General features: G+C 70.9%; 16 protein-coding genes. 3 read left to right on the plus strand and 13 right to left on the minus strand.

Annotated elements, in window-relative coordinates; all coding sequences use genetic code 11:
* Positions 1–64 precede the first annotated feature (64 nt).
* The gene (locus EPD65_RS11215; RefSeq protein ID WP_243640554.1) at positions 65–757 is read left to right on the plus strand and encodes an acyltransferase; all 693 of its coding nucleotides are present in this window, start codon (positions 65–67) and stop codon (positions 755–757) included.
* Positions 758–759: 2 nt separating this feature from the next.
* Here EPD65_RS11215 and EPD65_RS11220 read toward each other — a convergent pair whose 3' ends face one another.
* The 7 genes from EPD65_RS11220 to aroH all read right to left on the minus strand — a co-directional run bounded on the left by EPD65_RS11220 (position 760) and on the right by aroH (position 7,213).
* The gene (locus EPD65_RS11220; RefSeq protein ID WP_131584147.1) at positions 760–1,908 is read right to left on the minus strand and encodes a CDP-glycerol glycerophosphotransferase family protein; all 1,149 of its coding nucleotides are present in this window, start codon (positions 1,906–1,908) and stop codon (positions 760–762) included.
* A gap of 50 nt (positions 1,909–1,958) precedes the next feature.
* A complete protein-coding gene (locus tag EPD65_RS11225; protein ID WP_131584149.1) occupies positions 1,959–2,882 on the minus strand; it encodes an NADH-quinone oxidoreductase subunit E in 924 nt (307 codons plus the stop codon).
* A gap of 73 nt (positions 2,883–2,955) precedes the next feature.
* Positions 2,956–4,347 carry a ribosome biogenesis GTPase Der gene (der, locus tag EPD65_RS11230; RefSeq protein WP_131584150.1) on the minus strand — a complete coding sequence of 464 codons (1,392 nt, stop codon included), beginning with the start codon at positions 4,345–4,347 and terminating at the stop codon, positions 2,956–2,958.
* On the minus strand, positions 4,344–5,039 hold the full coding sequence (locus tag EPD65_RS11235; RefSeq protein WP_131584152.1) for a lysophospholipid acyltransferase family protein: 696 nt from the start codon (positions 5,037–5,039) through the stop codon (positions 4,344–4,346). The genes der and EPD65_RS11235 overlap by 4 nt, the downstream gene beginning before the upstream one ends.
* On the minus strand, positions 5,039–5,716 hold the full coding sequence (gene cmk / locus EPD65_RS11240; RefSeq protein ID WP_131584153.1) for a (d)CMP kinase: 678 nt from the start codon (positions 5,714–5,716) through the stop codon (positions 5,039–5,041). The genes EPD65_RS11235 and cmk overlap by 1 nt, the downstream gene beginning before the upstream one ends.
* Positions 5,717–5,727: 11 nt before the next feature.
* Positions 5,728–6,816 carry a prephenate dehydrogenase gene (locus tag EPD65_RS11245; RefSeq protein WP_131584155.1) on the minus strand — a complete coding sequence of 363 codons (1,089 nt, stop codon included), beginning with the start codon at positions 6,814–6,816 and terminating at the stop codon, positions 5,728–5,730.
* Positions 6,809–7,213, minus strand: coding sequence for a chorismate mutase (aroH, locus tag EPD65_RS11250; protein WP_131584156.1), 405 nt, complete (start codon positions 7,211–7,213; stop codon positions 6,809–6,811). The genes EPD65_RS11245 and aroH overlap by 8 nt, the downstream gene beginning before the upstream one ends.
* A 92-nt stretch (positions 7,214–7,305) precedes the next feature.
* On the opposite strand from aroH, the gene EPD65_RS11255 reads away from it, so the two are divergent.
* Together EPD65_RS11255 and EPD65_RS11260 are read left to right on the plus strand one after the other, a co-directional pair.
* Positions 7,306–7,869: an NYN domain-containing protein gene (locus tag EPD65_RS11255; RefSeq protein ID WP_131584158.1), complete on the plus strand. Its 564-nt coding sequence runs from the start codon at positions 7,306–7,308 to the stop codon at positions 7,867–7,869.
* An 11-nt stretch (positions 7,870–7,880) separates the two neighbouring features.
* Entirely contained in the window at positions 7,881–8,186 is a 306-nt protein-coding gene (locus tag EPD65_RS11260; protein ID WP_131584159.1) for a hypothetical protein, read from the plus strand.
* Here the strand turns inward: EPD65_RS11260 and EPD65_RS11265 are convergent.
* The 6 genes from EPD65_RS11265 to EPD65_RS11290 all read right to left on the minus strand — a co-directional run bounded on the left by EPD65_RS11265 (position 8,183) and on the right by EPD65_RS11290 (position 12,067).
* Positions 8,183–8,404 carry a hypothetical protein gene (locus EPD65_RS11265; RefSeq protein ID WP_131584161.1) on the minus strand — a complete coding sequence of 74 codons (222 nt, stop codon included), beginning with the start codon at positions 8,402–8,404 and terminating at the stop codon, positions 8,183–8,185. The two genes, EPD65_RS11260 and EPD65_RS11265, sit on opposite strands and share 4 nt — an antisense overlap.
* An 89-nt stretch (positions 8,405–8,493) precedes the next feature.
* A complete protein-coding gene (locus tag EPD65_RS11270) occupies positions 8,494–9,300 on the minus strand; it encodes a pseudouridine synthase (protein WP_131584163.1) in 807 nt (268 codons plus the stop codon).
* A complete protein-coding gene (scpB, locus tag EPD65_RS11275; protein ID WP_131584165.1) occupies positions 9,297–9,914 on the minus strand; it encodes an SMC-Scp complex subunit ScpB in 618 nt (205 codons plus the stop codon). Before scpB ends, EPD65_RS11270 begins: the two co-directional genes overlap by 4 nt.
* Positions 9,907–10,779: a segregation and condensation protein A gene (locus EPD65_RS11280; RefSeq protein WP_131584167.1), complete on the minus strand. Its 873-nt coding sequence runs from the start codon at positions 10,777–10,779 to the stop codon at positions 9,907–9,909. The genes scpB and EPD65_RS11280 overlap by 8 nt, the downstream gene beginning before the upstream one ends.
* Positions 10,776–11,108, minus strand: a complete 333-nt coding sequence (locus EPD65_RS11285) for a hypothetical protein (RefSeq protein WP_207891517.1) — start codon at positions 11,106–11,108, stop codon at positions 10,776–10,778. The genes EPD65_RS11280 and EPD65_RS11285 overlap by 4 nt, the downstream gene beginning before the upstream one ends.
* A complete protein-coding gene (locus EPD65_RS11290) occupies positions 11,093–12,067 on the minus strand; it encodes a ParA family protein (protein WP_131584168.1) in 975 nt (324 codons plus the stop codon). The genes EPD65_RS11285 and EPD65_RS11290 overlap by 16 nt, the downstream gene beginning before the upstream one ends.
* Positions 12,068–12,084 lie beyond the last annotated feature (17 nt).

The following is a 12,084-nucleotide window of genomic DNA, read 5'->3' on the forward strand; positions in this document are numbered from 1 at the left end:
ATCCCCCCACCGGCCCAACGGTCTGGGATCCCAGACAAACGACGATGCGCGATACCGTTCAGGAGTGCTGATCTCCCACCGCCTGACCGCCCGCGCAATCCACGCGGTGTGGCGTCGCCTCGAGTTCTGGGGTTCGGTGGCGCCCGGCACCGACAAGGCCGACGAGTTCGGCACCTTCGGTCGCCGGTCGATGATCACCTTCCCGTACGCCGCACTCTTCGGCTGCGCGGAGATCCATCTCGGGGAGGACACCCTCATCGGGCGGCACTGCTCCCTGTCCGTGGGCTACGGCGACGACGACCCGTCACTCCCCCAGCGTGGCCTCGTGATCGGCGACCGGTGCGTGATCGGCCAGCGCGCCACCATCACCGCCCACGAGTCGATCGAGATCGGCGACGACGTCTGGTTCGGCCAGGACGTCTTCGTCTCCGACTCCGGCCACGGCTACCAGGACCCGGAGACCCCGATCGGCGTCCAGTGGGGCGAGCGCTCCCCCGTCCTCATCGGCGCGGGATCCTGGGTGGGCCACGGCGCGATCCTGCTCCCGGGCACGCGACTGGGGCGCAACACCGTCGTCGCGGCCGGCAGCGTCGTCCGCGGAGAGTTCCCCGACCACGCCGTCATCGGCGGCGTACCTGCCCGGGTGCTGCGGCGGTTCGAGCCCGGCCTCGGCTGGGCTCCCGCGAGCGGCGAGGGCGAGGTGCGGCCGATCTGGCGCCACGAGGACGTCGAGCGGCTGCTCTCCGGCGAGGCCTGACCTCAGGCGATGACGGACTCGGCCACGTCGAGCAGGCCGAGGTCGCCCAGCAACGCGTCGCGGCGTACGACGAGGTCGCCGACCGTCTCGACGAAGCGCCGGGTGCTGTCACCCACGGCGTTGTCGTCGAAGTAGTGGTGACGCATCGCCACGCGCGCGAGGTGGTGGGTGTCGTGCTCCAGACGATCGGTCACCAGGGACGTCAGGTCGTGGAGGTTGTCGGAGTCGAGCACGTCGGCGCAGCGGCTGACCGGCACCTCGAGGCGCAGGCGGTCCGCGTCGTGGTGGCGATCGGTGATCATGATCGGCTTGTCGGTCTGCAGGTAGAGCCAGTCCAGGCCCACCGACGAGACATCGGTGACCATCGCGTCGCAGCGCGGGAAGACCGCGAGGATGTCACCGGTGAGCACGGACTCGTGCCCGGACGAAGGATCACGTCGGGCCGCGTCCGCGAGCATCTCGATGATGGCGAGGTGGTTGTCGCGAATGTCCGGCGTCTCGCTCGTGCCCACACGCGGGTGCGGCTTGTAGACCACGCGCGTGTCGGGGACCGCCAGCAGGGAGCGCACGATCTCGGGGCCGAAGAGGTCGACCGAGGTGTAGTCGTTGTACTCCGCGTCGCCCTCCCAGGTGGGCGCGTAGAGCACGGTGCGGCGCTCGGAGGCAGCGATGATCGGCTCCGGTCGCAGGTCGAGCTGCGGCCGGCCGATGCGGATCAGCCGCGACTCGTCGAGCTCCATCACGGCAGCGCGCTGGCGCTGCACCGCGGCCTCTCCGGCGACGAAGACCCGGTCGTAGGCCTTGGCGTTGTTGCTCACCATCGACTGCTTGTCGCTCTCGCCGTGGTTGATGTGCACGTGCAGCATCCGGCTCTGGAGCAGCGAGTTGAAGTTGAACATGCTGTTGTTGCAGTAGACGGCGACCTTGGGGTCGATCTCGGCGTACAGCTCGGCGAGGTCGTTGAAGCCCGGCGCATCGAAGACACGGAGCCGCGTGTGCTCCCGGACGATCGCGGCGGTCTCCTCGTTGCGGGTCACGATGCCCGTCGGATGGGTCGCGTCGAGGCGCTCCAGCACCGGCAGCCACTGCAGCAGCTGGTAGACACGGGCCGGGTCGTCGGCGAAGTACGCGATCACGTCGGGGTTCTGCACCCCCCAATTTTACGGGGTCGGAGGGGATGCTCCGGACACACCGGACGCGCTCAGCTCCGGATCGTCGTCACATCCCACTTCTCGCCGCCGTCAGTGCTGCGCGCGACCGCGTCGCCGCCCACGACGACGGCCGTGTCGGAGTCGGTGAAGAGGCCCCACGGGCCGGTCCCCTCGACGCAGTACGCCGTGGTGAAGTCGGTGCCGCCGTCGGTCGAGCGCTGGACCGAGATGCCGTCGCAGCCGTCCTTGTCGGCGAGGGCCAGGGCGGTCGTCGCGGAGACGAAGCCGACCGTCTTCATGTCGCTGTTGTTGCCCAGGATCGACCACTCGTCGCCGCCGGACACGGTGCCGAGCAGACGCCCGTCCGTGCAGGCCAGGCGCGCGACCTTGTCGTCGAGGCCGGTGAGCGACAGGGGCTCGCACGGCACGTCCACCTGACCCGACGGCGCGTGGACGGCGCCGGTGTCATCGGGGACGAGCGACCACATCGTCGGCACGGTGTCGAGCTTCGTCCAGGTGCGTCCGGCGTCGTCGGTGGCGAAGCCGACGCGCTCGCAGGCGCCGTCGACGCCGACCAGCTCGGCCTTCTCCTCCGACTGGACGTTGATCCCGCCCACAGCGCGGAGCCCGTCGACGGTGCGCTCGATGGAGCCACCCGCCGAGCCGATCACGGTGATCGACGCCGATCCGTCGGCGTCGCAGCCGCGCTCCTCCGTGCGTACGGCGAGGCCGTAGCCCGCGCCGACGACCCATGCGTCGGCCGTCGTGGCGGCGGGCTTGGAGCCGGTCGGCTTCGCGGAGTCCGACGCAGCCGGCTTGGACGGCTTCGTCTTCAGCGGATCGGGCAGCTTCGTCGTCATCGACCGCGCAGCGTCGTCCGGCTTCGGCAGTGAGTCGGGCTGGAGGGCGAGGAGTCCGAGACCGACAGCGAGAACTGCACCGGCGCCGAGCGCGAGGTCCGTGTAACGAGGCACGCGGCGAGGCTACCGGTCCCGGACGCGTGACGTGGGGAGGTCGGCCATGCTGCGCCTGACGGCGCAGCATCGATCACCGCTTGCCGGACGGCTTCCGCTTCTCGCGCGCCTGCACCTTGATCTCGATCGGGGTGCCGACGAAGCCGAACTCCTCGCGCAGACGACGCTCGATGAAGCGCTCGTAGCCGGCGTCCAGCTTGCCGGTCGTGAAGAGCTTGAACGTCGGGTGGGCGACAGACACCTGCGAGCCGAAGAGGATGCGCGGCTGCTTGCCACCGCGGACCGGGTGCGGGTGCTCCTGGACCAGGCGGCCGAGGAAGCCGTTGAACGTGCCCGTCGAGATGCGGGTCTCCCAGCCCTCGAGCGCCTTGTCGAGCGCGGGCACGATGCGGTCGATGTGCCAGCCGGTGCGGGCCGTGATGTTGATCCGCGGCGCCCACTGGACCTGGACGAGCTCGCGCTCGATCTCGCGGTCGAGGTAGTAGCGACGCTCCTCGTCGACGAGGTCCCACTTGTTGAACGCGATGATCAGGGCCTTGCCCATCTCGCGGACCATCTGCAGGATCCGGACGTCCTGCTCGGCGATGTTCTGCTCGGCGTCGAGGACCAGGATGGCGACCTCGGCGCGCTCGATCGCCGTGGCGGTGCGCAGGCTGGCGTAGTACTCGTGGCCCGAGGCCTCCTTGACCCGCTTGCGGATGCCCGCGGTGTCGATGAAGCGCCATTCGCGGCCACCGAACTCCACCAACTCGTCGACCGGGTCGACGGTCGTGCCGGCGACGTTGTCCACGACGACGCGGTTCTCACCGGCCAGCTTGTTGAGGAGCGAGGACTTGCCGACGTTCGGGCGACCGACGATGGCGATGCGGCGCGGACCGCCGATCTCCTTGCCCTCGGCCATCGGCGGCGGCTCGGGAAGGACGGCGAGGACGGCGTCCAGCAGGTCGCCGGTGCCGCGACCGTGCGCAGCCGAGATCGGGTAGGGCTCGCCCAAGCCGAGGTTCCACAGCGAGTACGCCTCTGCCTCGAGCTGCTGGTTGTCGACCTTGTTGGCGGTCAGGATGACCGGCTTCTTCGCCTTGCGCAGGATCTTGACGACCGCCTCGTCGTCATCGGTGATGCCGACCGTCGCGTCGACCACGAAGAGCACGGCGTCGGCCAGCTTGACGGCGACCTCGGCCTGCGCGGCGATGTTGAGCGCGAGGCCTTCGGCATCCGGGATCCAGCCACCGGTGTCGACGACGGTGAAGGCGCGGCCGTTCCAGCTGGCGTCGTACGGCACGCGGTCGCGGGTGACGCCCGGGCGGTCCTCGACGACGGCCTCGCGGCGGCCGATGATGCGGTTGACGAGGGTGGACTTGCCCACGTTGGGGCGGCCCACGACCGCCAGCACGGGGACCGGGCCGTTCTCCTCGTCGTCGCCGAATCCGGCGGGGAGGGTCGCTCCGGTGTAGTCGTCGCTCATGCGTGGTCGTCCTGTTCAGCTGGAAGGGTGCCGGGAAGTTCCCGCCCGGTGAGGACCTTCGCGTCCTCGAGCGCGGCCAGCAGATGGCTGCGCAGCGACACCGTGGCCGACCCGACCTGTTCCTGGGTCCGCGGCCACGACACCGCCTGCAAACGGTACGGGGCGCCGAAGACCATGTCGATTCGCGAGCCCCGTGGAGGCAGGCTCTCCGAGCCCGCACCGCGCTCACGGGTGCCGAAGAGCGTGACCGGAACCACGGGGGCACCCGTCACCAGCGCGAGGTACGCCGCACCCCCGTGGATCGCCTCGAACTCGCCGGCGCCGCGCGCACCCTCGGGAAAGATGCCGACGACTCCCCCGCGCTCGAGCACGGCCAGGCACGAGCGGACGGCGGTCGGGTCAGGGTGCGTGCGGTCCACCGGGATCTGCCCCGCCGCGCGGAGGAACGGCGACATCGGGCCCGCGAAGAGCTCCCGCTTGGCCAGCGCGTGCACCGGCCGCGGGGCGAACGTCGCGAGCAGCGGCCCGTCGAGGAAGCCGACGTGGTTGCTGGCCAGGATCACCGGGCCCGTCGCCGGCACCCTCCCAGCGTGGTGCAGCCTGACGTCGTACCGCCGGCGCAGGAGCCAGCGGGCGCCCGGACGGCCACGGCGCAGCAACGCCGTCCGTGGTGCGACGGCGTCCCCGGCCATCAGACGGTTGCGGCCTCGACCAGCGCGACGACCTGCGCGATCACCTCGTCGAGCGTGTACGGCGTCGTGTCGATGTGGTGCGCGCCCTCGGGCATCGTCAGCGGCGCGGTGGCGCGGCTGGAGTCGATCTTGTCGCGGGCGAGCAGCGAGGCCTCGACGGCGGCGGCGTCCGTGCCGCCCTCCTCGAGGGCACGGCGCGCGGCGCGGGCCGCAGCGTCGGCGGTCATGTAGACCTTCACGGGTGCATCGGGCGCCACGACGGAGCCGATGTCACGCCCCTCGACGACGATGCCTCCTGCGCCGATGATCTCGCGCTGCAGCTGCAGCAGACGCGCCCGCACCTCGGGGACCGCGGAGACCGGGCTGACCGCGCCCGTGACGGCCTCTCCTCGGATTGCCTCGGCGACGTCGGTGCCGTCGACGGTGATCGTCGGGGCGAGCGGATCCGTGCCCGAGGCGATGAGCGGCTTGCCCGCGAGAGCGGCGATGGCCGCGGGGTCGGTCAGGTCGACGCCCTGCTCGAGCATGAACCAGGTCATCGCCCGGAACATCGCGCCCGTGTCGAGGTAGCGGAGCCCGAGCCGGTCCGCCACGCCGCGCGACGTGCTCGACTTGCCGGAGCCCGACGGCCCGTCCATGGCGATGACGATGGTGGCGAGGGTGGGCGCGCTGCTCATGAGGCGGGAGCCTACTGGTGGACGGCCCATCCGCGCGCGTCGAGCGAGGAGGCGAGCTCCTCGACGCGGGTCTCGTCGACGACGAGCTCGACCTGACCGCCTGCACGCGCCGGATCGTGGTCGATCCGGACGTCCTCTACGTTGACGCCGACCGCGTCGACGTCGGCGAACAGGCGCGCCAGGTTGCCGGGCTGGTCGGGCACATGGACGAAGACCGAGGAGGTCGGCCGGACCGGGCCTCCGTGCTTGCCCGGGATCGCCCGGGTGCCGGCGACGCCGTTGGCGAGTACGCCGCGGAGCGCGTCGCGGTCCCCGGACTCGATCGCGGACTCGAGACGGTCGAGGTCCGCCCTGATCTGCCCGAGGAGGGCGAGGATCGCCGAGGCGTTGGCGGGCACGATCTGCAGCCACATGCCGGGGTCGGTGCCGGCCACACGGGTGACGTCGCGGACGCCGGGACCCGAGAGGGCCAGGTGACCCTCGGGCGCGTCCGCCAGGCGGCCCGCCACCAGAGCGGCCATCAGGTGCGGAACATGGCTGGTGCGCGCGACGGCGAGGTCGTGCTCGTCCGGCCCGAACGCGAGCGGCATTGCGCCCGTGAGCTCGGCGAGCTCCGTGACGACCTGCGTCGCGACCGGCGACGTCGTCGCGTGCGGCGTCACGGCCCACGGGCGTCCTTCGAACAGCGTCGCGGAGGCAGTCAGGGGGCCGGTGTGCTGCGTGCCCGCCATCGGGTGGCTGCCGCAGTAGCGCGCGACGTCCGCGTGCTCCGCAACCGTCGCGAGCGGCCCCGACTTCACGCTGCCGACATCGGTGACGAACGCCTGCGGGTGGGCTTCGAGAGCGCCCTCGATGACCCGGGCGAGGTGGTCAGGCGGGACGGCGACGACGACGAGCTGAGGCTCCGGCTCCGAGCCCGTGACCGGAACGCCGGCGCCGAGGCCGCTCGCCGTACGCAAGTTGGCCGGGTCGAGGTCCTCCAGCTGGACGTCGATCCCGCGGGCACGCAGCGCGAGCCCGATCGACGCGCCCAGCAGGCCAGCACCGACGATGCGGACCGGACCGACGAGCGCGACCGGGCGGCGGTCGACGTCAGGCATCCGTCGGCGGGGTTGCGTCGTCCGGGACCTCGCGCACCTTGCTCAGGTCGCGACGCAGGTTGGCGGCGCCGTGGAGGTAGACGTGGGTGATGTCGGCGCGAGCCAGGTCGGTCTCGACGTGCGCCATCATCCGCACGACACGCGGCATGGAGCCCTCGATCTCCAGCTCGCGGGCACACACGAGCGGCACGTCGTGGAAGCCGAGGACGCGGGCGGCGTACGCGGGGAACTCGCTGGTCAGGTCCGACGTGGAGGTGAAGATGATCGAGATGAAGTCGTCGACGGTGATGTCGTTGCTCTCCATCACGTCGCGCACCATCTCGGCCACCCGGTCGAGCATCTGCTCGCGGGTGTCGCTGTCGAGCTGGGTGGCGCCTCGCACCGCGCGCACTGCCACGGGTCCTCCTCGGGTCGTTCCGGCGGGGCCAACCCTAGCGGCCCGGGCGCGGACGACGGCGCGGACAGTCCGGGCGCAGTAAGGTCCCCGTCATGGCTGAGGCACCGCGCACGACCTTCGTCCTCGTCGACGGCGAGAACATCGACGCCACGCTCGGTGGCAACATCCTCGGCAGGCGCCCTCGCGCCGACGAGCGCCCCCGCTGGGACCGGGTCCTGCAGTTCGCCGAGGAGCACTGGCGCCAGCCCGCGACCGGCCTCTTCTTCCTCGCCGCCAACGAGAACCTCCCGATGGCGTTCGTCCAGGCGTTGCTCGCGATCGGCTATCGCCCCATCCCGCTGTCGGGAGCACCGGGCGAGAAGGTCGTCGACATCGCCATCCAGCGCACCCTCGACGCGCTGCGTGACCGCGACGACGACGTCATCCTGGTCAGCAACGACGGCGACTTCGTCGACGAGATCGACGAGCTGCTCGACGGTCGCCGCGTCGGCGTCGCGGGCTTCGTGGAGTTCCGCAACAGCGCCTTCCAGCAGCTGGTCAGCGCCGGTCTGGAGACCTTCGACCTCGAGTACGACGTCCAGGCGTTCACGGAGCCGCTCCCCCGCATCCGGATCATCCCGATCCACGAGTTCGACCCGACGCAGTTCCTGCTCTGAGGGAGGGCGACATGGTTGCCAGCAAGGCCGCCCGCGAGCGCAAGGCGGCGAGCGAAGCGGGGACGCTCGCACGCGTGCGGATCACCCTCGACGCAGCCCAGCAGTTCGTCTACACGATCAGCTGCACGGCCTGCAGTGCCCGCGACGACCGGCCGTGGTCGACGTACCGACCGGGGTCGGACAACGGTTACATGGCGGCCATGGACCGGTGGATCTTCCACCTCCACGAGAACCACCGCGACACCGAGGCGCCGTGCCTGGCCTACCTCGGCGCGGCACAGCAGCGCCTGCACGAACGCCGCGAGGGCCAGCGCTAGAGGCGCTCCATCCTCGGGAACGGACTCGCGATCCGGACCCTGCGGGAGCCGAAGTCGACGGTGACCGCGCTGGCCTCCATGCCCACCACCCGCCCGAGGCCGTAGACGTCGTGGGAGACCCGGTCGTCGAGGGCGTAGCACTCGACCACGATCTCGGGGGCGGGTGCAAAGGGGCTCGAGGCGAGGTGTCGCCGTCCGCGTGCGGACATGTCTGTCATCACGTCCAGTATGCGCCCTCGCCGGGCACCCGACGACCACACGAGCGCCGGCGGGCGGCGGGTGTGGTCGTCAGGGACCGCAGGAGGCGTCAGAGGCCGACGATGTCGAGCAGCGCGCCGAGCTCGTCGTCCGTCAGCTCGCGGACCTTGCCCAGGCCCAGCCCCATCAACAGCACCGGGCCGAACGACGTGCGGGTCAGCCGGCGTACCGGGTGACCGACCTCGTCCATCAGGCGCCGGACGATCCGGTTGCGGCCCTCGTGGATGGTGAGCTCGACGATCGAGCGGCCGGTCGGGTTGCCCTTCGGACCCGCGATCAGCTTGACCTTGGTCGGCAGCACCGGGCCGTCGTCGAGGCTTACTCCCCCGCGCAGCGTCTTCAGCGTGGAGGGCCAGACGTCGCCGTCGACCTCCGCGACGTACGTCTTGTCCACCTCGTACGACGGGTGCGCCATGCGGTGCGCGAACTCACCGTCGTTGGTGAGCAGGATCAGGCCCGACGTGTCGGTGTCCAGGCGGCCCACGTGGAAGAGCCGCTCGGGGCGGTCCTCGACGAAGTCGGTGAGCGTCTGCCGACCCTCCGGATCGCTCATGGTCGAGACGACCCCGCGCGGCTTGTTGAGCACGAGGTAGACGTGCGCGGAGACCGGCGGGAGCCGCTTGCCATCCACGTGGATGACCGCGGTGTGCGGGTCGACCTTGGTGCCGAGCTTGGTGATCACCTCACCGTCGACCTCGACCAGGCCGTCGAGCATGAGCTCCTCGCACTTGCGGCGCGAGGCCACACCCGACTGCGCAAGGAACTTCTGCAGGCGGACCTGGCCGTCCTCGTCGGTCTCGACCAGCGCGCGCGTGTGGCGCGTCGTCTTCGCGGGCTTCGTGATGTCATCCGTCATGCCGAGCCCTCCGCGAACGCCGCGGCGAGCTCGTCCTCGAGGTCGTCCATGTCGGGCAGGAACGGGGCGAGCTCGGGCAGCTCCTCCAGGGAGGTGACGCCGATGCGCTCGAGGAAGTAGTTGGTGGTCCGGTAGAGGTTCGCGCCGGTCTGCTCGTCGCTGCCCGCCTCCTCGACCAGGCCACGGGAGAGCAGCGTGCGCATGACTCCGTCGACGTTGACGCCGCGGATCGCGGAGACCCGTGCACGGGACACCGGCTGCTTGTAGGCGACCACCGCGAGCGTCTCGAGCGCAGCCTGGGTGAGCCGCGCCTGCTGCCCGTCGAGGACGAACGCCTCGACCACGGCGGCGTACTCGTCGCGGGTGTAGAAGCGCCAGCCACCGGCGACGTTGCGCAGCTCGAAGCCGCGCCCCTGCTCGGTGTACTCCTCGGCGAGCGTCTGCAGCGCGCCGACCACCTCCTCGACCGGATAGCCCACGGCCGAGGCGAGGGTCACGGAGTCGAGCGGCTGGTCGGCGATCATCAGGATCGCCTCGAGCGCCGGGTTGAGGTCGGCGACCGCAACGGCGAGCGTCGTCTCGTCGGCCGCTGCCTCGGCGGGCTGGTCAGTCATCGCTCTCCTCCGGGAGGGGTACGTCGTCGGTCGGGTCGACGGGCGCGCCGTCGAACTCGTCGATCTCGAAGTCAGTGTCGTCGTCGCCGGTCCAGCGCACCGACAGGTCGCCCAGCGGCGAGACCTGGTCGAACGCGATCGCGCCCTCGCGGTAGAGCTCCAGCAGGCTGAGGAAGCGCGCGACCCGGGTCAGCGTGTCCGGCGCGTCGCCGCAGAGCGCGCGGAAGGTCAGGGTGCCGCTCCGCTTGAGCCGGTCGACCACGATGCCGGCCTGCTCGCGCACGGAGACGGTGTTCTGGTGGATGTGGTGCGTCGGCAGCGCGAGCACCGGCTTGGGCGCCATCGCCTTCGCTGCCAGCGCTGCGAACTGCTCCAGGCCGATGCCGATCAGCACCTCGGGCAGGAGCGAGGCGAAGCGCTCCTCGAGCCCGACGGCCCGGGGGTGACGCTTCTCCTCCCCCACCATCCGGGCCTCGAACACGGACGCCACCTGCTTGAACGCCTTGTACTGCAGCAGGCGTGCGAACAGCAGGTCACGGGCGTCGAGGAGGGCGAGGTCCTCCTCGTCCTCGACGTCGCCCTGCGGCAGCAGCCGCGCGGCCTTGAGGTCGAGCAGCGTGCTGGCCACGAGCAGGAACGACGTCGTCTGCTCGAGGTCCCAGGCCTCGCCCGCCGCCTTCACGTGAGCGATGAACTCGTCGGTGACCTTCGACAGGGCCACCTCGGTGATGGCCAGCTTGTGCTTGGAGATCAGCGACAGCAGCAGGTCGAACGGACCCTCGAAGTTGTCGAGCCGCACCTCGAAGCCGCCGGACTCCGCAGCGCCCTCGATCTCGGCGGTCCGAGCCTCGGGGGCTGCGGTCACCGTGCCCTCAGGCGGCGTACCAGTGCGGAGTCGTCGCCGTGCGCCTCGAACTCGGCGAGGACCAGCGCCACGGCCTCGCGCACGACGCGGCCACGGTCGGCCGCGATGCCGTGCTCGCGGCGTAGCACCAGGCGCGTGTGCTCGATGTCCATCAGCTCGTCGGAGGTGATGTAGACCGTCATCTTCTCGTCGTGCCGGACCCGGCCCGACGAGGACGTGCGCGTGGCCGCAGGGGCCGCCGATGGCGCGGGGTCAGGGACGGCCTGCAGGGACGCGGCCGTCGGGCGGAACAGGTCGTCCGCCGCGGGCATGCTCACGCGTCGAGCCACCGGGCCGCCACCTCCCGCGCGAGCTGGCGGTACTGGTCGGCACCCGACGAGGTCGCGGCGTACGTCGTGATCGGCTCGCCGGCCACGGTGGAGTCGGAGAACTTCACGGTGCGACGGATGACCGTGTGGAAGACGATGTCACTCCAGCCCTTGACCAGGGTCTCCATGACCTCGCGGCTGTGCAGCGTGCGGCCGTCGAACATCGTGCCGAGGAGGCCGTCGATCTGCAGGCCGGGGTTCAGGCGGCTCTTGACCTTGTCGATCGTGTCCTTGAGCAGCGCCACGCCACGCAGGGCGAAGTACTCGCACTCGAGCGGGATGATGACGCCGTGGGCGGCCGTCAGGGCGTTGACCGTGAGCAGGCCGAGCGACGGCTGGCAGTCGATCAGGATGACGTCGTAGCGGTCGCGGACGGCGGCGAGCTTGCTCGCGAGCACCTGCTCGCGACCCACCTCGTGCACGAGCTGGATCTCGGCGGCCGACAGGTCGATGTTGGCGGGCAGCAGGTCCATGCCCTCGACGCCCGTCTCGACGACGACGTCGTCGAAGGTGGTGCCCGGGTCCATGAGCAGCTGGTAGGTGCCGGTCTCGATCTCGTTGGGGTTGAGGCCGAGGCCCACCGAGAGCGAACCCTGCGGGTCGAAGTCGACCAGGAGCACCTTGCGGCCGTACTCCGCCAGGGAGGCACCGAGGTTGATCGTCGTCGTGGTCTTGCCGACGCCACCCTTCTGGTTGCACATGGCGATGACGCGGGCGTTGCCGTGGACCGCGAGCGGCTGGGGCTCGGGGAAGACGGGCAGCGGGCGGCCGGTCGGGCCGATCTCGCCGGTCAGCTCCGGCGTGACGACAGCCGGGGTCGGGAAGGCGCTCACGGTCGCTCCTGCATCGGTCGGGGTCGGCGTGCGCACGAGGGGCGGCATCTCCGTCGCGGTGGTGCCCGTCGGGGTGAATCCGCTCATCTGCCAGCTCTCCTCGA

Origin of the sequence: Nocardioides jejuensis, from assembly GCF_004337475.1 — a bacterium.
GTDB classification, from domain to species: domain Bacteria; phylum Actinomycetota; class Actinomycetes; order Propionibacteriales; family Nocardioidaceae; genus Nocardioides; species Nocardioides jejuensis.